The organism is Lactococcus petauri (genome assembly GCF_002154895.1).
Classification (GTDB): Bacteria; Bacillota; Bacilli; order Lactobacillales; family Streptococcaceae; genus Lactococcus; species Lactococcus petauri.
In genome coordinates this window covers 1-22815 of sequence record NZ_MUIZ01000012.1, presented here as the reverse complement: position 1 = coordinate 22815, position 22815 = coordinate 1, and the positions used below count along the sequence as shown (strand labels likewise).

15 protein-coding genes and 3 pseudogenes are annotated in these 22815 nt (G+C 34.2%); 15 read left to right on the top strand and 3 right to left on the bottom strand.

Annotation, left to right across the window (positions count from 1 at the left end):
• A partial coding sequence (locus tag BZZ03_RS11065; RefSeq protein WP_143466342.1) for a SpaA isopeptide-forming pilin-related protein occupies positions 1–1919 on the top strand: 1919 nt, incomplete at its 5' end.
• Positions 1920–2087: 168 nt separating this feature from the next.
• Positions 2088–3024, top strand: a pseudogene (locus BZZ03_RS11060) (Y-family DNA polymerase); the annotation flags it as partial.
• 149 nt (positions 3025–3173) lie between these two features.
• On the opposite strand, the gene BZZ03_RS11885 reads toward BZZ03_RS11060, so the two are convergent.
• Entirely contained in the window at positions 3174–3428 is a 255-nt protein-coding gene (locus BZZ03_RS11885; protein WP_096777367.1) for a transposase, read from the bottom strand.
• A gap of 706 nt (positions 3429–4134) precedes the next feature.
• Between BZZ03_RS11885 and BZZ03_RS11050 the strand changes: the two genes are divergently transcribed.
• The 9 genes from BZZ03_RS11050 (at position 4135) to secY2 (ending at position 13160) form a co-directional block, all read left to right on the top strand.
• Complete coding sequence (locus BZZ03_RS11050) at positions 4135–4656, top strand: Cna B-type domain-containing protein (protein WP_269843674.1); 522 nt, start codon at positions 4135–4137, stop codon at positions 4654–4656.
• The gene (locus BZZ03_RS12440; protein ID WP_086583313.1) at positions 4608–4862 is read left to right on the top strand and encodes a Cna B-type domain-containing protein; all 255 of its coding nucleotides are present in this window, start codon (positions 4608–4610) and stop codon (positions 4860–4862) included. The genes BZZ03_RS11050 and BZZ03_RS12440 overlap by 49 nt, the downstream gene beginning before the upstream one ends.
• Entirely contained in the window at positions 4781–5131 is a 351-nt protein-coding gene (locus tag BZZ03_RS11040) for an LPXTG cell wall anchor domain-containing protein (protein WP_086583312.1), read from the top strand. The genes BZZ03_RS12440 and BZZ03_RS11040 overlap by 82 nt, the downstream gene beginning before the upstream one ends.
• 374 nt (positions 5132–5505) lie before the next feature.
• Positions 5506–7845: a preprotein translocase subunit SecA gene (locus BZZ03_RS11035; RefSeq protein WP_233128985.1), complete on the top strand. Its 2340-nt coding sequence runs from the start codon at positions 5506–5508 to the stop codon at positions 7843–7845.
• A gap of 14 nt (positions 7846–7859) precedes the next feature.
• Positions 7860–8867, top strand: a complete 1008-nt coding sequence (locus BZZ03_RS11030; RefSeq protein ID WP_233128984.1) for a beta-1,6-galactofuranosyltransferase — start codon at positions 7860–7862, stop codon at positions 8865–8867.
• 11 nt (positions 8868–8878) lie between these two features.
• Positions 8879–10393: an accessory Sec system glycosyltransferase GtfA gene (gene gtfA / locus BZZ03_RS11025; protein WP_086583310.1), complete on the top strand. Its 1515-nt coding sequence runs from the start codon at positions 8879–8881 to the stop codon at positions 10391–10393.
• Positions 10377–11720: an accessory Sec system glycosylation chaperone GtfB gene (gtfB, locus tag BZZ03_RS11020; RefSeq protein ID WP_086583309.1), complete on the top strand. Its 1344-nt coding sequence runs from the start codon at positions 10377–10379 to the stop codon at positions 11718–11720. The genes gtfA and gtfB overlap by 17 nt, the downstream gene beginning before the upstream one ends.
• A complete protein-coding gene (locus tag BZZ03_RS12030; RefSeq protein WP_158092884.1) occupies positions 11717–11893 on the top strand; it encodes a hypothetical protein in 177 nt (58 codons plus the stop codon). The genes gtfB and BZZ03_RS12030 overlap by 4 nt, the downstream gene beginning before the upstream one ends.
• Positions 11894–11915: 22 nt before the next feature.
• Positions 11916–13160 carry an accessory Sec system protein translocase subunit SecY2 gene (gene secY2 / locus BZZ03_RS11015; protein WP_086583308.1) on the top strand — a complete coding sequence of 415 codons (1245 nt, stop codon included), beginning with the start codon at positions 11916–11918 and terminating at the stop codon, positions 13158–13160.
• A gap of 232 nt (positions 13161–13392) precedes the next feature.
• Here the strand turns inward: secY2 and BZZ03_RS11010 are convergent, their stop codons facing one another.
• Positions 13393–14553 (bottom strand): IS110 family RNA-guided transposase, encoded by a 1161-nt coding sequence (locus tag BZZ03_RS11010; RefSeq protein ID WP_086583307.1) that lies wholly within the window; start codon positions 14551–14553, stop codon positions 13393–13395.
• Between the two features lie 263 nt (positions 14554–14816).
• Between BZZ03_RS11010 and asp1 the strand changes: the two genes are divergently transcribed.
• From asp1 to BZZ03_RS12435, 4 genes and pseudogenes are all read left to right on the top strand, one after another.
• Positions 14817–16400 (top strand): accessory Sec system protein Asp1, encoded by a 1584-nt coding sequence (gene asp1, locus BZZ03_RS11005; protein ID WP_086583306.1) that lies wholly within the window; start codon positions 14817–14819, stop codon positions 16398–16400.
• The gene (gene asp2, locus BZZ03_RS11000; RefSeq protein WP_086583305.1) at positions 16381–17919 is read left to right on the top strand and encodes an accessory Sec system protein Asp2; all 1539 of its coding nucleotides are present in this window, start codon (positions 16381–16383) and stop codon (positions 17917–17919) included. Before asp1 ends, asp2 begins: the two co-directional genes overlap by 20 nt.
• Positions 17920–18426, top strand: coding sequence for an accessory Sec system protein Asp3 (asp3, locus tag BZZ03_RS10995; RefSeq protein ID WP_086583304.1), 507 nt, complete (start codon positions 17920–17922; stop codon positions 18424–18426).
• Positions 18419–19381: pseudogene (locus tag BZZ03_RS12435) on the top strand (KxYKxGKxW signal peptide domain-containing protein); the annotation flags it as partial. The gene asp3 and the pseudogene BZZ03_RS12435, both read left to right, overlap by 8 nt.
• Positions 19382–19401: 20 nt before the next feature.
• Here BZZ03_RS12435 and BZZ03_RS12195 read toward each other — a convergent pair.
• Positions 19402–22815, bottom strand: a pseudogene (locus tag BZZ03_RS12195) (hypothetical protein); the annotation flags it as partial.

Here is a 22815-nt window from a genome sequence, read left to right as displayed (position 1 = left end):
ATGAAACGGGCAAAAATACTAACCAAGAAGATTTGGTTGATGCAGCCCTTGTAAAGCAAGATGAAGATACAAAATCAGATGAAACACAAGGCAATGCGCAGCTTCAAGGTGCAGTTTATACGCTCTTTTACGCACATGACATCAAAGATGCTAAGGGCAAAGTCCTTCATAAAAAAGGAGAGCCTGTTGGCACCAAAGATGGCTTTAAAGCTCTTCCAATTGCCGTAGTTAACGGTAAATTAATCGGCGAGAAATACCTTTCTTTACAAATGGCAGATGGAGTAAATAAAGATGCTGTTAAGAATCTTCCTGTCACTGGTGATACTGGAGATAAAGGGTATTACTGGCAAGAAGTGAAAGTCACTGATGATGGCAAACAAACGAACGGTGCACCTTATGGATACTCTCAAGATACGACGAAACATTATGTCGTGTCTGGTCAACACGATACAGATGGTAAATCAAACGTTAATACGATTGTTTCTAACCTCACAGTATCGGATAAAGTCCTCCGTTGGTCAATGGAATTTGATAAGGTTCAAGATGTCAATGGTTCGCTTGTTGGTTTGAATGGTGCGAAATTCAAACTCACCCCTGTTGATAAGAACACGAAAGATAATCATATTAATGATTTTGGCTCAAATGGTGAATCAACTTCTGGAAGTGCAGAAGGATTTGACGGCTATATGGTTAATGGTATGGTTGTCTTCAAAAATATTGCCATTGGTAATTACTACTTAGATGAAGTAGAAGCACCTAATGGCTTGAAGAAAATTAACCGTATTTTGGTACAAGTAAAACCAGACACAAGCGATCAAGGTGCACCTGAATCTTATACTGTAACTATGACTGACACTGTAACTCATCAAGAACTCTTCAAAACAACTGTTAAAGCAGAAGATTTGACTGATGGTAAAAATACAATGTTCAAAGTCAACATGGGTCTCTTTACAGACAAACAGATGCATGTGGATATCAAAACAAAAGCTCATACTGAAGACAAGAATCAAGAAATCAATGGTCCTGAACGTGGAAAAGGAACCAAAATGTATGATAATGTTGACTTAAAAGGGGACGTTGAAAAAGGTCAAAAACTTCATGCTTTTCTTCACCGTATTGTCACAGATGACAAGGGTAAAGAGTCAGATAAGATTATTAAAACACTTTCCTTCGACGTTGATGATCAAGCCGTTAAAGATAAGATGGCTCATATTGAAACGACTATCGATACAACGAATGACACGGATAAAGTTCGTTATGTGTGGACAGAAGAGCTGCGTACCAAGGACGATACCCTTGTTATTGGTGACCACAAGGACTTGAATAATGAAGACCAAATGATCACGAATAAAAAACCAACCATCAAAACAAAAGCTCATACTAAAAACAATGACCAAATTATCGACAAGGATGAAAAAGGCTCAACAACTGAAATGTATGATGTCATTGATTTGACAGATGCTTCAAAAGACCAAATGATGCATGCTTACCTTCACCGTGTTCAACCAGATGGCGCTGGTAAGGTCAAAGAAGATAAGATTATCAAAACAATTGACTTCAAGATTGATGATGCGACTGCAAAAGCTCAGATGAAGCAAGTTGAAGCTGAAATCGATACAAGTAAAGATGATGATAAAACTTATTATGTTTGGACAGAAGAATTGAATACTCCGGATGATTCGTCGACTATTGCAGATCACAAGGACATCAATAACAAAGACCAAACGATTTCTTATAAGCCAATCACACCTACTCCTCATGGACCAAACGATACACCTGATTCAGTTATTCATTTACCTGAAACCGGCACAAAAAATTATAATGTTATTGGACTTGTAGGAGTGTTGCTTACATTTGCACTTGGACTAGTTGGTGTTCTAAACCGTAAATCAATTGCTAAATACTTTAAGAAAAAATAGTAAATAATTCCCCTATTTTTGGGGTTTTTTATTACAATTACTATTAATATTAATGTTAATAGTAACAGCAAAGGATAATATTGAATTAGTCAATATATTTAATTAAAAAACAGCTATAAATATTTTATAATATTGAAAAAACACAATAATTAGAAAGAAGGGGAAGTTGTGATATTTGATTATAATAAGGAGCCACGTCGAGCAATATTCTTTGAAGATGTAAAGTCAAATTATGCTTCAATAGAATGCGTAGAACGTAAATTACCCCCATTAACAACATCTTTATGTGTTATGAGCCGTTCGGATAATTCCTATGGATTAATTTTGGCATCCAGCCCCAAATTTAAAGAAGTATTTGGTAAATCAAATGTAAGTAGAGCTGCAGACTTACCTTTTCTTATTGAATCTCGAAAGTTCAACTATCAAAGTTGGTATGAAAAGCATACAGATATTTATGGCAAACGAACGGAGCCGACAATCCAGTACGTTGCTTTTATTGAAAGTTGGGCAAAAAGAACATACGTAGTCCCGCCCCAAATGGCGCTTTATATTGAAAAAAATATAGAGATGCAAAAAATATTGTCTAATTATACTTCCTTTGAAGAAATACATTCCTACTCCATTGATGAATCCTTCATCGACGTCACAGAATCTTTAAATCATTTTTATCCAGGTATCTCAAATAGATATAAGCAAATGGATAATTTAGCTCAAAAGCTGCAGCGTGAAGTCTTAGAGCGAATGGGACTTTATATTACTGTAGGCATGGGAGATAACCCATTACTCGCCAAAATATCAATGGATAACTACGCTAAACATAAAAGAAATATGCGTGACCTTATTCGCTATGAAGATGTTCCAACTAAATTATGGACAATTGAAAGAATGACTGATTTTTGGGGGATAGGACGTGGTACAGAAAAAGCACTTAAAAAGTTAGGAATCTCTTCTATAAAAGGGCTTGCACACGCAAACCCTGACCTAAGGTATTGTCGGTCTGCAGCAACTCTTTCACGCGAACGGAATTGATGAAACCAATGTCCATGAAGGATACCGAAAAAAGTCTGAAAGCTATAGCAATAGTCAGATTTTACCTCGAGACTATAAAAAATAAGACAAACTATATAAAAAGTCAAGTAAAAACTGATTTTAAAAATTTGTCAATTGTAATGAGCTTTGAAGCATGCAAAAAGTCTTGCCTAAGCAAGTTTTTAAAAATTATTTCAATGATGTTCTTACCTCAATTTACTTTCATCAAAATACTAATTCGTTTTGAGAAGGTAATAGATGATACGTATTAATTTCTTGGTCACATGAGCTGCGCTTAACCATACGACCTGTAACGTCCATTGTTCCAGACTGATAGATAGAGGGTTCAAGTCCTGCAAAAGCTTGAAGCTGACTTGGCGTTTTGAAGTTATGAATGTTCTTAATTTCCGCCAGTATAATGGCTCCTAAGCGTTGCCCGATTCCTGTAATACTTGTAATTGGTGACTCTATCTCTGCCATAAGAGTATTAATTTGTTCTTGAACCTTGTTAATCTGTTTCGTTTGAATGTTACCATCTCAATGAGTTGAGTCATTTCTAACTGTAGAGCAATAGAACTATTTCCTATAGTTAAATAAGCTGCTTCTTGAATTTGTTTCGTTTTATCCGCTGCTAAGCATTTGATTTTAAGTAACGAATTAAAGTGTGCTCGTTTAATTTTTTTGAGGCGCAGGATAATTGAGAGGAGTTCCTATACAAATGATTATGAATATTCTTCACTATCTTGGCCAATTCAGGGAAGACGATATCAAGTGTTTGTACATAGAGTGTCTTAGGGTACACTTTGCTAAACAGACTATAAATAATGCAAAATATACTGATTTTATTGGCGCAAATCAAAAATTAATTTCGGGAACAGTTCAAGCATACTAAGTAAACTATGATAATGAAGGGGATAATTTTGATATTCTTTATACTTATCCATCAAGTGCTACTGGAGAAAGCGGTGTAACTGGTTTTACTACAATACTCGGAAATATCACTGAGGCAGTAATAATAGATTATTCAACATAAGCTACTAATAATGGGGGCTCTAATAAATATGAAAATAGTGGAGAATTAATAGGAAATAATATAATAACTCAAACAGTAGATGTATATAGTCCTGATAATGGAGGAAGTGGGAACGGAGAAATCACAGTTTCTATTTCTGGAATTAAGACCTGAATTGATAATGATAATACGTCAGGAACACGGCCTGAACAAATTATTATTGATCTGTATCAAAATGATATTAAAATTGACTCAAGAGCTGTGACTGAAAATGTTAATTGGAACTGTAGTTTTACAGAGTTTCCTAAATATGATGAAAATAATAAAGAATATGAGTATACTGTAAAAGAAGAAGCAGTTGATAATTATATTTCTACACAAGATGGAAATAATTTTATTAATACTATTTCTGGAGATACAATAATAGAAGGGCAGAAAACATCGGATGATAGTGATAACCAAGATGGTCTTCGTCCAGATTTAATAAATATTAATTTATTAGCTAATGGCAAAGCTGTAGCTAATAAAACAGTGAGAACTGAAGATAATTGGAAATACTTATTTACTAACCTTCCTAAGTATGAAGATGGAAAAGAGATTGTTTATACAGTTACTGAAGATAGCGCCCCCTCTTATACTACGGAAATTTGTGCTTTGACATTACTAACCCTTACACACCAAAACAAACTAGCATAACAGTAACTAAGTATTGGGATGACAGCAACAGCCAAGACGATTTTCGACCAGACTCAATTCAAGTGAAACTTTATACCAATGGTGAGAAAATAAAAGAACCAATTAATTTAAGTAAGGCTTCTAAATGGACTTATACCTGGAAAAATTTTTCAAAAAAGAAGAAGGCAAAGATATCGTTTATACTGTTAAGGAAATTACGAAAGTAAATGGATATGAGATAACTATAGGTAATAATAATAAAGGGAATATTATTATTAATAAACACAATGTTACTTCTAAATCAGATGAAAATAAACCAAGTTATGAAGAAGATACTCCTAAGTTAGAGCCTTCTTCATTAGATCATAATGCATTACCTGAAACTGGTGAAAATGAAAGAGTAACATTCGTAAGTGCTGGAATGGGCCTGATACTCGTAATAGTTGCTCTCATTGCTTCTATTTTCTATTTCAAAAGATTTAAAAACAATAAATAAAAATATGATTTGTACAAAGCAAAAAAGCCCAAAGATTAACAATTATAGCCATAAAGAAAACACCGAGGAGACTTAAATCTCTTCGGTGTTTTATAATAATAAAACATTTGTCAGTAAAATTTAGGTTTTTCAGACATACCCTAGAGTATTTTATATAGAATACCTGATGTTTTTATACATATTCATTTACTATGTACAAAAAAGAACGTTTCTATAATATACTTATTTAATTTTCAAGTCAAGTAATTCGACTTATTTTATTTTATCATAAAAAAATAAAATTTTATTCACATATTTAGGGGGAATTAGTAGATGTTTCTCGTTATAATCTCCGAAAAACCTAAATTTTACTGACATATTATAAATAAATAGAAATGAATAAAATGAGATACACTAAAATATTAAAAAAAGTGAATCAACTATCTCCCGTGATGGCTGGTAAAACAGATAGTCAATTAGAAGAGATTGCTTTATCAATAAAAAAATCTACTGAATTAAAAGAAAAATGGGATAAAGTAATGATTGAAGCATTTGCTTTAGTAAGGGAAGTAGATAAAAGAATTTTGGGTCTTTATCCAACAAACGAACAAGTTTACGCAGCTATTGCAATTTATTTTGGAAATATAGTTGAGATGAAAACGGGTGAAGGGAAAAGCTTAGTAGCAACAATGCCCTTGTATTTGAAAGCTCTTTATGAAGGAACTGTATTTTTAATTACTACAAATGATTATTTAGCCAAACGAGATTTTTTGAAGTTTTGCAAAGTATATGACTACCTTGGTTTAAAGGCGGCGGATGGAACTAATGAGGCTGAAGAAGCAGAATTTAATTTTACGAGAAAAAAGCAAATATACTCAGCAGATATTGTATATCTTTCTAACTCAACTTTTGGATTTGACTTTTTAATTAATGGTCTTGTTGAAAGGCAAGAAGATACCTTCCTTCCTGAGCTAAAATTTGCACTTTTAGATGAAGTAGATGAGATTTTATTAGATAGTGCTCAAATGCCTTTAATTATCTCTGGTGCCCCAAAGGTACAATCAAATTATTTTCAAATTTCTAATGATTTTATAGAGATACTACAAGAAGAAATTGACTATTCTTTAGATGAAGAGTCAACTAATGTATGGCTCACAGAAAAAGGAATCGAAAAAGCGAAACACTATTTTTCAATTCCAAATCTGTTAGAAGTAGAAAACTATCAAATATATCAGCATATTATTTTAGCTTTAAAAGCGCATCGTATTTTAAAAAAAGAGCGAGATTATCTCGTGGAAGATGGAAAAGTAAAGCTCTTAGATAGAAAAGATGGACGGATTTTAGAGGGAACTAACTTACAGAGTGGTTTACATCAAGCGGTTCAAGCTAAAGAGAGGGTAGAGATTACTCCTGAAACCCAAACGATTTCTTCTATTACATACCAAAATTTATTTAGACAATTCAAGCAAATATCAGGTATGTCTGGTACAGCTAAAGTTTCAGAAGGCGAATTTATTGAAACCTATAATTTACCTGTGAAAAAAGTAAATACACACAAAAAAAATATAAGAATTGATTATCCTTCTCAAATATATCCCAATTTTAAATCAAAAACTCAAGCTGTTCTTGTGAAAATACAAGAACTTTACAGTGAAGGACGTCCTGTCTTAGTTATAACGGGTTCTTTGGATGCATCAGAATTGATTTCAACCCATCTATTAAATCTCGGAATTCCCCATAATATACTAAATGCAAAAAGCAGTGTTAAAGAAGCACAAATTATAAAAGAAGCTGGGAAAATTAATGCAGTCACTGTTTCAACAGCCATGGCAGGCCGAGGAACAGATATACAAATGACCTCAGGTGCTATTCAAAGAGGAGGGTTAGCAGTTATAATTAGCGAACGAATGCCTAATAAACGAATAGAAATGCAAGCTAGAGGACGTGCAGGACGTCAGGGAGAACCAGGATCTAGTTACTCTTTTGAATCGCTAGAAGATGAGATTGTAAAGCTTTATGTACAAGAAAGTGTTCAGCGATATTACGATCATCATTGGAAGAGCAATAAGCAAATAAAGAGTAGACGCATTAAACGCTATCTGGAACGAGCACAAAAATTGTCTGAAGACAGAGCTTATACTGAGCGGAAGAAGGCTTTACAATATGATGAAGTATTAAGATTACAAAAAAGGCAGATAGATCAAGCACGAAGAAAAATCATAGAATTAGAGGATATTTCCACTGCCTTAAGCATAGTATCAAGGATACTCGAAATTGTTATTAATAAAAGTATAGTTGAGGAGAAATTAAATACTTATAGAGAAATAAAGCGATTTATCCTAGATAATATTGATTATAATTTCAAAGGTGAGAATGAAAAACATATCAGTTCGGTTGAAGAAATTTCAATAGTTATTAGTGAAGTATTTAAAAATAATATTAAGAAAAAGAAAATAAGAATTAGAGATGATGAAGCTTTTTTGCAATATTTAAAAATTTCAATTTTGAAAGCTATTGATGTTTCATGGAGCCAACAAGTCGATGCGCTCAATCAATTACGCTTTATCGTTCAATCTAGAACAAGCGCACAAAAACATCCCATTTTAGAATATGAGCAGGAAGCGATGAGAAGTTATGATTTGATGCGGAATGAAATAACCAAGCTGATTGTGAAAAACGTAAGTTTGAGCTTATTAGATATTAAAAAAAGTGAATTAGTGGTTACTTTTCCATAGAAAGAGGATTAAGTATGTTGAAAAAGTATATTACGAATTTGTATGGACAGAGTGAGAGTAGCACAGCGATGCTAGCACAAAATACAGTAACAAAAATTGCGGAAAATGATGGATACTCTGAGATTCGTATTCAAGCTTATCCAGTGCAAGAAAGTGATACAGAAGTAGAAAAAGAAAAACGTATTGAAGGAATTTTATCAGGTATCCCAAAAGAAAGTTTACTTATTGTACAACTGCCTACGTGGAACGGTATTGCTTTTGATGAAGTGTTTTTAAAAAAAGCTAGAGAAAAAACAAATCATCTCGTTATTTTTATCCATGATTTTGTCCCACTCATGTTTGTAAATAATGAATATTTATTTGAGCGTTATTTACTTGCTTATAATTTTGCAGATTTAGTGATTGTTCCCTCTAAAAAAATGGAAGAAATTCTACGTGGACGAGGGCTTAACACAGTGACAATAATTCAAAGTATTTGGGATCATATTGTTTCTTTACAACTGGATCACTATCCTCAATTTTATCGTAAGATTAAATTTATTGGGAATAGTTCAAGGTTTCCGTTTGTAGGAAATTGGAAAAGTGATTTAGAACTAGAAGTATTTAGTCAAGGAAATATAAAAGCAGATGGGTTTTTAACATTGAGAGGATGGTTACCTGATGATCAATTGTTGAGAGAGCTTAATAGAGGTGGTTTTGGCTTAGTATGGAGTGAAAATATTGAGAATCAATATGAAAGGGAATATTCTGAAATGAATGTTTCTCATAAATTTAGCACATATCTAGCAGCTGGTTTACCAATCATAGTAAATAAAGGACTTGCAAAGGAAGAATTTGTAAGGAAGTATGGCTTAGGTTTAGTAGTGGAAAACTTAGAAGAGGCAGTAAATCACGTAAAAACTATGACACCAAGAGAATATCAAGCTTATATAACAAATGTGAGGAAGGTTTCATATTTAATCAAAGAGGGGTACTTTACTAAACAATTACTCCTTGATATTCAGAAAGAGTTATTTCTATAGGGGAGCAAGTTATGACAATCTATAACTTTAATTTAGGTATTGGCTGGGCAAGCAGTGGAGTTGAGTATGCCCAAGCATACCGAGCCAATATTTTTCGGAAAAATGGTCAAAAAGCCAAATTTATTTTTATGGATATATTTCATGAAAATATTGAGCCAATGACAAAAAATATGGGATTCAAAGATGACGAAATCATTTGGTTTTATCAGTATTTTACTAATATTACCATTGGTCCTAATACATTTAGCATTGAGAAATTAAAAGAAAGTTTTTCTGGGGCTATTTCTTGCGTAGAAAATAAGCAATGTGAAATCGTGTATTATTTTGAGAAACCGCATATGCGATTAACTGCTTATTTAGATAAATATAATCCCAAAATGGTTTATAAAACGGAGATGGTAGTTAATGGCAACTTGATTCAGAAAGATTATTACACTTCTACTAAGGTTTTTACAGAATATTTCAAACCAGTAAATAATCAAGCTAATCTCTATCAAAGGCGTTTTTTTAATGAAGACGGTTCAATAGCGTATGAGGAGCTTTTGAATGGAAAAGAGAGCTTGTTTATTTTCCCAGATAAGACAATATATTCTAAGGAAAACTTGCTTTTATATTTTATGCAATTACTTGAATTAAGTGAAAATGATACCGTCATTTTAGACCGTTCTACTCATATAGGACCCGAAATCTTAAAAGAAAAAGGAAGGGCTAAAATTGGAGTAGTCATCCACGCGGAACATTTTAATGAGTCCCTCACTAATAAAGAGAAGATTCTTTGGAATAATTATTACGAATATCAGTTTAAAAATGAAACTAGTATTGATTTTTTTGTCGTAGCAACAAATACACAAAAAAATATTTTAGAAGATCAGTTTTTAAAATATAAAAACCGTAAGGTAAATGTTTATGAAATTCCCGTGGGAAGCCTTGATGAGTTGAAAAAGCAAGTAAAGCGTCGAGAGAATTCTTTGATTACTGCCTCACGTTTGGCTGGAGAAAAGCATCTTGATTGGCTACTTCAAGCAGTGGTAAACGCCAAAAAATATATACCTAACCTTACATTAGATATCTATGGCCGTGGAGGAGAAGAGCAAAAACTAAAAGATTTAATTACGGAATTAGGAGCACAAGAATATATTGTACTAAAAGGACAGCAACAACTTAAAGAAGTTTATAAAAACTATACATCGTATGTTTCTGCATCAACTAGTGAAGGATTTGGGCTTACTCTTCTCGAAGCAGTTGGTTCAGGTTTAGGGATGGTAGGATTTGATGTTCGTTATGGTAATCAAACATTCATAAAAGAAGGTAAGAATGGATATTTAGCTGACTTTATAAAAAATGACAGAGAACAAAATATCTTAAATTTAACGCGTGCTATAGTCCAACTTCAGAGAAAAGAAAAGAGGAACTTAGAGACTGTGCAGCACTATTCTTATAAGATTGCTTCTAAATATTTGACAAAGAATATACAACAAAAATGGTTAGAACTTGAAGGAGACTTGCATCATGATAAATCTATTTGAAAATTACTCTCAACTTGCAATTGATTTGGAATATTCTTTAGTACGCGCGGGTTATAAGCTTGAAACAGTAGTAATCAACGATAATGGTTTTTTACCACCTCATGTTCAAACTCCTTTAAAATTTTTTTTAGCAAATGAGGGAGAAAGATTATCCTCAACATCTCCAAAATTTTTCAATGAGGTTGACATTCCAAATTATTGGGAAATAAGAGGAGATAATCATAGGGCAGAGATATATGAAGGGTATAAAAAAAGAGGCGAAATTCATTATAGCGATAGAAAAGATGACTATAGAATTGTTCAATCTGTAGACTGGTTCAATGATGAAGGCCGATTGAGAATGACTGACCTTTATAATCAGAATGGAAGCTTGTTTGGAAAAAAAACTTTTAGCGATGGAGCGCTTGTACTTACAACATTTTTGAACGATGGAGGACATGAAGTTATTCTTTTCAACCATATTACTAATACCATCCAGCTCTTTTACAACAAGAAATATTTTCTTTTTACGTCATATGTAGAATTTGTTTTATTTTATTTCAAATGCGCCCAAATCGATTCTTCGAAAATTAATTATAACTCTTTAGGACTCCCTTTCTTTATAACACTTGCTTTAGGCAAAGAAAAACCAGAAACACCCTATGCTCATACATTATTTTGGCAAGAAAAATTGGGTGTTATTCCTGGAAATATGAAAGCAATTTTGAATGATTCTAAAACTATGACTAAAAATATTATCATTCAAGATCGAGAAGAATATTTATGTATTAAAAATCAACTCCCACTAAATACAAAAGTAAACCTTAATTATTTAGGATATCTTTACGAATTTAAAAAAGATATGACTCTAAAGAAATCTGTATTAATTGTGACTCATTCCGATCAGATTGAGAAACTTCAAGATATTGTAGAACAACTTTCTAATTTTGAGATAAATATTGCTGCGCGTACAGAAATGTCAGCAAAATTAATGAAGTTTGACCACTATTCCAATGTCCAGTTATTTCCTACTGTTACTACTGAAGAGTTAGAAAGTTTACTTTTAAAAAGTAGTCTTTACTTTGATATTAACCACGGAACAGAGGTGAACCAAATAATCAGGAAGGCATTTGAATATCACTTACTCATATTTGCATTTAAAAATACAGTGCATCAGTCAAAATTTATGAGTAAAGGTAATATTTTTGAATCTGACAAGTATCTTGAGTTCATAAAAAAAGTGAAAGCATCTACAGAAACAAAAAAAGACTATCATAAAGCTTTAGGCCAACAACTTTGGGAAGCAGGAGAATCTACAATTGAAGATTATAAGGAGATTATAAAATGATAGAAGAAAAGGACCCTGTATTACAAAAAATAGAAGAACAAGAGGCTAAAATCATGAATGAAGTTAGGCTTAAGAAAAAGTCAAAAACGGTTAATGTCCTCGTGGTATGTACCTCTACATTACTCCTTTTAGGTATTATAGTTGGTTTAGCTCGAATTATGCTGAGTATGTAACTAAGAGAGAAGGTGAATAGAAATGAAAATCACACCGACGATGAACCACTATCAACGCTCAGCTATAGATAGAGTTTTCTTCAGTCTCTTTATTATTTTAATTTATATTATTGGGAGCAACATAATTTTGCCTGGAATAGACTCCACAAATCTGGTCAACTTGCTCTCAAATGCCCCAGGTCTATCTCTAGCATTAAGTGCAACTGGTTTCTCCATTAATAGACTTTCTTTATTTTCTCTTGGTTTAGGCCCTTGGATGTCAACGATGATATTGTGGCGTGTTCTCAGTGTCTCGAAAATATTTAAACTTCAGACTTTAACACAACGGCAGAGTTACCAAATAAAATTTTTTATTTCTTTACTCTTAGGTATTATTCAAAGTTTGAGTATTATTTCCCAAGTAAAAATATTTGTTTCGTCAGATAATTATTACTTTATCGAAGTCATAGTTATTTTACTTTGTGGGTTGTCTGTTCTTATTTGGTTAGGTAATCAAAACAACGAGAGAGGGATAGGAGGACCAACTATTATTATACTTGTAAGTATGGTACGTACATGGCCGAGCCGAGTGATTAATGCTATTCCAAAGACTACTGATTTTGGAGTTTTAGGGATAGAAATTTTCTTTTTAGTATCTATCTTGCTCATTGTTTCTTACCTTATATTTAGATTTTATCAAGGTGAGCGCCGATTAACAAAATTACATGTAATGTTGGATAACCAATATGCTAAACAATCTTATCTTCCTATCCCGATAAATCCTGCAGGAGGAATGCCCTTTATGTATGCTTTTAGTATTGTTTTATTTCCACAGTATTTTGTTTATCTATTACGAATTAATAGTCCTAACAATAAGTTCATAAGTACAATTTATGAACAGATACAGCTGAGCCATCTTACAGGGATTCTTCTTTTATGTGTATGCGTGGGTGTCCTTAGCTATGGATTTGCTTATGTCAACGTAGACTATAAAGAAATCTCAGAGAATATGAAAAAGAGTGGAGATTATTTTAGTGGGGTTTATCCAGGAAAGAATACAGAAAAATATCTTTTTCATAAAGTAAGTTACATGGCTACAATATCGGCACTATGTAATAGCTTGATAATTGGTATTCCTATGGTGATGTCTTTATATTGGAAAGAGCTAAGTACATGGGCTTATTTTATACCCACGTGGTTTATTTTGATGCTACTTGTTTATGAAATAAAGGTTCAGTTTACGAGTTTATATTATCGAAACAGTTACCAAGATGTCATTCGTTTTTGAGCGTAGTACTCAAAGAATAAGGAGACATTCTATATTAAAAGTCAAGTAAAAAGTAAATTTTAAAGAAAATAAAAAAACACCCTTGCTGCGTTAGACTTGTTTGCCAAGTTATAAAAACGTCTGAAGGATGCACTTGCATTGTATCATTTTTGGCAAACAACTTCAATCTGAAGAACCCAAAAAATCTTGCAATTAAGCAAGCTTTAAAAATAGTTTTTGAATTTAAAATAGATTATCTTAATTTGGCTTCATCAAATGTTTGATTGGTTTTGAGTAAATGATAGATGACTCGAATGAGTTTCTTAGCCGCATGTGATACTGCAACATTATAATGCTTTCCTTGGTCTCGTTTTAGAGCTAAATAAGCCTTAAAACAGGGTGAGTAACGACAAATAGACTGTGCAGCCAAAATTAGTGCATAGCGTAAATAAGGTGAACCACGCTTGACCATACGTCCTGAGTTATCCATCTGCCCAGATTGATAAATAGAGGGTTCTAACCCAGCGAAGGCTTGGAGTTGTGCAGGATTAGAAAAGTTATCAATATTCTTAATTTCGGCAAGGATAATCGCTCCTAAGCGTTGCCCAATGCCTGTGATTGAGAATATAGGCGAGTTCGTTTGTTCCGTGATTGTATTGATTTGAAACTGTATCTCATCAATCTGCTTATCGTAGTGACAAATGGTTAAAATCAACTGTTTCAGTTCAAGTTGAAGTGCAGACGAAGGGTTACCAATTGTAACTTGGGCAGCTTCTTGAATTTCATTGGCTTTACTTGCGGTTAATCGCTTGATTTTAAGTAAAGAATCAAATCTTGCACGCTTGATCTTTTGCGGTGTTGGATAGCTTGTTAGAAGTTCGTAAACATACTGGTTATGAACATTCCCGACTATTCGAGCAAATTCGGGAAACATAATATCAAGCAAGCGAACATAAAGATTTTTATTCTTAGAACGTGCTTGTATGAGGCGCTTTTGATAACGTGTCAATTCTTTGAGTTCTTGCATAGCTTCGTCTACTTCAAAACGTTCAGGATGTGTATCAGCTTTCAGTTTTTGAGCAATAGCTAGAGCGTCTTTTACATCTGTCTTTGTCTTACGTAATGATAAAGACTTGACAAATTCTTTGATGAGCAAGGCGTTGTAAGTGATGGCAGTATACCCTAGTTTTCTCAAGAAAACAATAAGATTATAAGCATAATGTCCTGTATCCTCAAGAGCAATAAGTACTGAGTCTCCAAAAGGTTCAGTTAAACAAGACAGTCGAACTTGAAGTTTTTGAAAACCAGTATATGAATTTTCAAACCGAAAGTTCTTCTCAATGATATTTCCCATTTCGTCAATGACAGCGAGGTCATGTTTGTTCTTTGCGACATCAATTCCAACATAAAGCATAATGATTCTCCTAGAGATTTATTGAGCGACTGTTTGTAATTCCACGCACTCTTTGCCTTGTATTCTTATACGAAATAAAACGTCTAGCGTTATCATTCTCATTACCAATTAAACAAAGAGCTGTGGTTAGATTCTCCTCAAAATCGTCAAAGCGATTGAAAATTTGAACTAATCCACAGCGCTACAAACTTAAGTATAAAACAAATTAAAAAGAAAGGATTTATACTGGCGGGAGCTACCCGCTAATATAAATATAAGAAAATATGATTGTATTTATTCCCAAGTGGGAGAATATTTCGGAAGCCGGTTTATCTTCAGATGATCTTATGGGACAAATAAAAGCATTTATGTTAGCTGATGACTCTTACAGGGTGGTAATTCCAGGATATATGCCTTCTTTGAGATATTTCCTACATCACTATGATTTATTGGAATGTAATTGGCTGAATATTTTTGACAAAATTCAGGGTGTAGAGGGTCGTGAACAAGTAAAAATATTACTTTCTTCATTAAATTTTCCGAAAGAGAGTGAATACTATTACACTCCTTTCCATATCCTTGTTTATTATCACCAGCAACTTATTGGGAAAATCTATTTTGGAGAAGGTGCGCATATTTCAGAAGTGCACCACTTTGAAAATTCTGTACTTGAAAAAGTCGAAATTTATGATGATCGCGGTTTTTTATCTAGTTACAAACTCTATAATAAGGGCGAGATGATTTATACAAACTACTTAGATTGTGCTGGAGAGAGCATTTTCAAACAATATCCTTTCGGCCATTGTGAAGTAAACCCTCATAATCGGAAAAATTTCAAATATTTAAAATATGAAAATATAGAAGTATTAAAAGAAGAGTATCTAGAGTCTACACTGGAAGAAATAGAGGAGATTGATTCCATTATTATATCTGTGAGTCAAGAAAATCTTAAATTTCTTCCTTATAGTTTCTATCGTTCAAAAATGATTCTTTCCTTTTTTCATGAAAGAGTGAGTAATATGGCGCGAGTAAAGACAATGGTAAAAAGTCTCTCTTTACAAGTAAAAAATATAATTGCTGATTCTAAATTTCAGAAATTACGTCTAGAAGAAATTATTGGTGAAAGTAATAGTATTGAGGTCATTACTCCTTATGATACACGTTTTGATTTGAGTATTACCCAAGAATTAGAAGAAGAAGTAATTTATACGGATACAAGAAATCTGAGTGATGAAGAAGTTCAAATACTGATTCAAACTTTTTTGAAATATATTTTTGAAAATCAAGAAAAAGGAGATACTTTAAGAAAATTTAAAGTGTTTCTTCGAGTTACATCTGAACAGTCAATCAATGCCTTTTCCAAGATTATGAACGAAGTAATAAGCCTACTTTTCCCAGAGCTTTTTATAATGATGGAACAATGGGAAAAAATGAACGATTCGGAACTAGATACATCCTTCTTTAGGGAACACTTTGTAGAATTGCAAAGACTACAGAATCTGAAACAAAGTTTAGAATTTCTGACTGTTGTGACTGATGAAAAGCTTTATACTTTAATTCATCAAGCACGGCTGGTTATTGACATGAGTCAACAACCAGATGTATTTACACAAATTTCTAGTATTAGTGCGGGACTTCCTCAAATTAATATAAAAAATACAGAATATGTTGAACATACAAAAAATGGATTAATACTGTCTGATTTAAGTGAGCTTTACTCAGGCATGGAGTACTATCTAGAGAATTTGACATATTGGCAACAAGCGAGAGTCCACGCAGTTGCTCAGATCAAAGAGTATTCTGGAAAAATGTTGCGAGAGAAAATACTTCGTTTGGTAAAGGAGAAGAATGACAAAAAAGAAAATTAGGGTTTTACATATAGGTAAGCAAGACTGGACTTTAGACGTAAATGAAAATTTTGCAAGTCAATTAGATTGGTCTTTTATTGACCCCCAAAAAGTAGACTCAGATGATTTAGAGGAATTTATAAGTAGTCAAAATGGCCGCTCATTTGAAGCTGTACTCTGTACAGATCTTCTTGATAACAACTTGTTGGAAAAAATAGCGCCATTTATAGAGGCTTATGGTTTAATCATTGACAGTTCGCTCTCCTCTAATCTTCTACCTTTGTTAAAGAAAAAGAAATTACCTGTAATAATTAATACTGACAACAAATTCAAAGTTTTACAAAATATCTGTGAAAATTTTTTCAGTGGACAAATGGGTTCTAAGCTACATACCAATACCATAAAAATTAATGATGAGTTTTGTGGTAAAAGAGAAATAATCGGAGAAGTTTCTTTAACCTTGACAGGGGATTTTTCAAAATTGTCAGGACGAAATATATTAAACTGGCAATACAATATTGGAATGTCTCAGCGTTCTAAGAAATTATGGTTAGAGTATATTTGCGATGATGATGTAGATATTACCATGCATATTTTGGGAACTCGCGAGGGGGGTGATGAGATTGTTATGGACTCAATATACTCTAAAAAAGAAATAGATAATGGGTTAGAAATTGAATATAAGAAAAATATAGGCTATCTAAGTATAGCTTTGTCGGCATATGGAAAAGGGAAGCTTCAAGTAGGGCCATTGCATTACAGGGATTCCCGCCATGGTTATGGCGAGTATATTTTAGGCGGAAGAAGAATAGTTGATCAGTACAAACAAGAACTATTTTATTATTTCAATCCGGGCAATCTCAAACCTCCATTAAATGTTTACTTTTCAGGGTATCGCTCAGCAGAAGGGTTTGAAGGCTTTTATATGATGAAGAATTTGGGAGCACCCTTTCTTCTTATTACAGATCCTCGGCTTGAGGGAGGAAGTTTTTATATGGGAAGTGAGGTATTAGAAAATAAACTGAAAAATGTTATTGAAAATTGTTTGAAATATCTTGGATTTACTTCAAAAGAATTGATTCTTTCGGGCTTATCAATGGGCACTTATGGAGCACTTTATTATAGTGGTGCTTTAGCCCCTCATTCTGTAATAATTGGTAAACCTCTAGTTAATGTTGGGAATATCGCAAAAAACGAAAGAATTGTCCGACCTGGAGGCTTTCCCACATCGTTAGATATACTCAGATTCTTGACTGGAAAGCTAGATGAGAGTGGAGTAAAAGAACTCAATCAACGTTTTTGGAAAAAATTTAATGAGTCTAATTTTGAAAATACGCAATTTATCATAGCTTATATGAAAAATGATGACTACGATCAAACAGCTTATAGTGATTTAGTTGAGTATTTATCTCATACTTCTTCAGTAGTTGTTGGTAAAGGTATCTCTGGCCGTCATAATGATAATTCTCAAGCTATTAATCAGTGGTTTCTTCATCAATATAGGCGGGTTTTAAGTGAATATTTTCAGCAGGAGGTCTAAATGAGGTTCGAAATAGATTGGACATCGGCTCTAATAGATATTTATAAATATGGTTCCACTGTAACGATGAGGGATTCGGAAATTTTTTTTAAAAATACAAATTTACCTCCTGGAGCAGTAATAGCGACATGGGGGTCAAATATAACTTATCAGCAAGTTCGAACCCCTCTTCAGTTGCCCCTCCTGAAGAAAGGAGAAAGCTATTGCTTATCTTTTAACGGCCAAATCCTTCCAGAGCATTCGATAATGTTACAAATTATATTTCTAGACAGAGGTGGAAAAGTAATAGAGAAGCAAGTTTTACCCAGTAAAGGGGGTGATTTTACATACATAAAAAATGCCTATGCTTATTCTATTGCCATCATTAGTGTCGGACTCAATGAGATGACATTTAGTAAGTTATCAATCAGTTCAATTGAAAGGGGAGGGCAGGGAAGTAAAAAATATAAAACTAAATGTGAAGAAAACAAAAAATTAATAAAAAAAAAGGAAAATTTTTATGAATAAAAATGGTAGAAAAAAAGGTCTTCTAAAACAAGTTACACGCTTTAGAATGCATAAGTCTGGGAAGTTTTGGGTATTTTCTAGTCTTACTCAAAGCAGCTGGTTGAACTTTTCAAAAAAATCTACACAACAAATTAAAGTGAAGACTGATATTCAAGAGAGCAAATATCAGCAGGTTTATGATAAAGAAAGTGAAAATACAAATCTGTCACAAGGTGTGAAATGGTCCTTAAGGTTAGCTACTGGTGTGGGCCTAAGTTTACTTGGTGGTCACTTGAAAACTACAACCTTTGCTGAAACTTCAACACCGACTGTGGAAAAAAATCTTGATACGCAGACACTTGCTGAAAAAGATAGTACTACTATACCAATAAAGTCAGCAACATCTAATACGCTTCAATCAAATGAAGAATTAAGTGAGAAACCGAGTGCTAAAGCATCCGATTTAGCTACTCTTACAATAACCTACACAGATGAAACAGGGGTTAAGTTAGCTGATGATGATATAGATACATTTAATCCGGGTGATAATATTATTTTGAGACACCCAAAAACGATTGCGGTCGGTGGAGTTAATTATATTGTAGACGCAAATAAATCAATGATGGGAGAACCTGGAAGGAGTTATACATCACTACTCCAATGGTATAACATTTTTAATTCTTTACAGCCAGGAATAGTTACGAGCCCTGAACAGGTAATTGATGCTATTAATACAGATGGAGAGGCTGCGAGGGCTGGTCAAACTATCCGCCAAGAATGGATTTATCGAATTGATCAGTCTAAATTTACTGCAAAAGATAACACAATAAATTTAGGAGAAACATTTGATCCAAGCACTATGGTAGATACGTTGACCAATAGTGATGGAACTCTAGGAGATGGCTCTAAGGTTACAGCAGATACTTCTTTGGTTGATTTTTCTAAAGCAGGCACATATAAGGTTACGCTCTACTATCTTGATGAAACTTCTGTTCATCAATTATCTGCTGAAGCAAATTTGACTATTATTGATAATTCTCCTTCTACATCAGAATCAAGTAGTGAATCCATCTCAATCTCTGATTCAGAATCTATTTCAGCTTCAGAATCAGACGATCCTAATTCAGATTCGAAATCAGAATCAAGTAGTGAATCCATCTCAATCTCTGATTCAGAATCTATCTCAGCCTCAGAATCAGACGATCCTAATTCAGATTCAAAATCAGAATCAAGTAGTGAATCCATCTCAATCTCTGATTCAGAATCTATTTCAGCCTCAGAATCAGACGATCCTAATTCAGATTCAAAATCAGAATCAAGCAGTGAATCCATCTCAATCTCTGATTCAGAATCTATTTCAGCTTCAGAATCAGACGATCCTAATTCAGATTCAAAATCAGAATCAAGTAGTGAATCCATCTCAATCTCTGATTCAGAATCTATCTCAGCCTCAGAATCAGACGACCCTAATTCAGAATCAAAATCAGAATCCATTAGTGAATCCATCTCAATCTCTGATTCAGAATCTATCTCAGCCTCAGAATCAGACGACCCTAATTCAGAATCCATTAGTGAGTCCATCTCAATCTCTGATTCAGAGTCTATTTCAGCCTCAGAATCAGACGATCCTAATTCAGATTCAAAATCAGAATCAAGTAGTGAATCCATCTCAATCTCTGATTCAGAATCTATCTCAGCCTCAGAATCAGACGACCCTAATTCAGAATCAAAATCAGAATCAAGTAGTGAATCCATCTCAATCTCTGATTCAGAATCTATCTCAGCCTCAGAATCAGACGACCCTAATTCAGAATCAAAATCAGAATCCATTAGTGAGTCCATCTCAATCTCTGATTCAGAGTCTATTTCAGCCTCAGAATCAGACGATCCTAATTCAGAATCAAAATCAGAATCCATTAGTGAGTCCATCTCAATCTCTGATTCAGAGTCTATTTCAGCCTCAGAATCAGACGATCCTAATTCAGAATCAAAATCAGAATCCAGCAGTGAATCTCTCTCTATATCAGACTCAGAGTCTATCTCCGCTTCAGAATCAGACGACCCTAATTCAGGTTCGAAATCAGAATCCATTAGTGAATCAATCTCAATCTCTGATTCAACTTCCAACTCTGATTCAGCATCAATAAGTATGTCAGATAGTGACTCCATTTCTGCTTCAGAATCAACAAGCGAATCTACAAGCACATCAGACAGTGAATCCACAAGTACCTCGGATAGCGCATCAAACTCAGCATCTGATTCAAAATCAGAATCAATGAGTGAATCTACAAGTACATCGGACAGTGCATCGACATCAATGTCCGATTCAAAATCAGAATCAATGAGTGAATCTACAAGCACATCAGACAGTGCATCCAGTGAATCCACAAGTACCTCGGATAGCGCATCAAATTCAGCGTCAGATTCTAAATCAGAATCAATGAGCGAATCTACAAGCACATCAGACAGTGCCTCAAATTCAGCGTCAGACTCTAAGTCAGAATCAATGAGTGAATCTACAAGCACATCAGACAGTGCATCAAGCTCAGCTTCAGATTCTAAGTCAGAATCAATGAGTGATTCTACAAGTACATCGGACAGTGCATCAACATCAATGTCCGATTCAAAATCAGAATCAATGAGTGAATCTACAAGCACATCAGACAGTGCATCAAGTGAATCCACAAGTACCTCGGATAGCGCATCAAACTCAGCATCTGATTCAAAATCAGAATCAATGAGTGATTCTACAAGTACATCGGACAGTGCATCAACATCAATGTCCGATTCAAAATCAGAATCAATGAGCACATCAGACAGTGCATCCAGTGAATCCACAAGTACCTCGGATAGCGCATCAAATTCAGCGTCTGATTCAAAATCAGAATCAATGAGCACATCGGACAGTGCATCGACATCAATGTCCGATTCAAAATCAGAATCAATGAGCACATCAGACAGTGCATCAAGTTCAGCTTCAGATTCTAAGTCAGAATCAATGAGTGATTCTACAAGTACATCAGACAGTGCATCTAGTGAATCCACAAGTACCTCGGATAGCGCATCAAACTCAGCGTCTGATTCAAAATCAGAATCAATGAGTGATTCTACAAGTACATCAGACAGTGCATCCAGTGAATCCACAAGTACCTCGGATAGCGCATCAAACTCAGCATCTGATTCAAAATCAGAATCAATGAGTGATTCTACAAGTACATCGGACAGTGCATCAACATCAATGTCCGATTCAAAATCAGAATCAATGAGCACATCAGACAGTGCATCCAGTGAATCCACAAGTACCTCGGATAGCGCATCAAATTCAGCGTCTGATTCAAAATCAGAATCAATGAGCACATCGGACAGTGCATCGACATCAATGTCCGATTCAAAATCAGAATCAATGAGCACATCAGACAGTGCATCAAGTTCAGCTTCAGATTCTAAGTCAGAATCAATGAGTGATTCTACAAGTACATCAGACAGTGCATCTAGTGAATCCACAAGTACCTCGGATAGCGCATCAAACTCAGCGTCTGATTCAAAATCAGAATCAATGAGTGATTCTACAAGTACATCAGACAGTGCATCCAGTGAATCCACAAGTACCTCGGATAGCGCATCAAACTCAGCATCTGATTCAAAATCAGAATCAATGAGTGATTCTACAAGCACATCAGACAGTGCATCAACATCAATGTCCGATTCAAAATCAGAATCAATGAGCACATCAGACAGTGCATCAAGCTCAGCGTCTGATTCAAAATCAGAATCAATGAGTGAATCTACAAGCACATCAGACAGTGCATCAAGTGAATCCACAAGTACCTCGGATAGCGCATCAAACTCAGCATCTGATTCAAAATCAGAATCAATGAGTGATTCTACAAGTACATCGGACAGTGCATCGACATCAATGTCCGATTCAAAATCAGAATCAATGAGCACATCAGACAGTGCATCAAGCTCAGCTTCAGATTCTAAGTCAGAATCAATGAGTGATTCTACAAGTACATCGGACAGTGCATCAACATCAATGTCCGATTCAAAATCAGAATCTACAAGCACATCAGACAGTGCATCAAGTTCAGCTTCAGATTCTAAGTCAGAATCAATGAGTGATTCTACAAGTACATCGGACAGTGCATCAACATCAATGTCCGATTCAAAATCAGAATCAATGAGCACATCAGACAGTGCATCAAGTGAATCCACAAGTACCTCGGATAGCGCATCAAATTCAGCGTCTGATTCAAAATCAGAATCAATGAGCACATCGGACAGTGCATCGACATCAATGTCCGATTCAAAATCAGAATCAATGAGCACATCAGACAGTGCATCAAGTTCAGCTTCAGATTCTAAGTCAGAATCAATGAGTGATTCTACAAGTACATCAGACAGTGCATC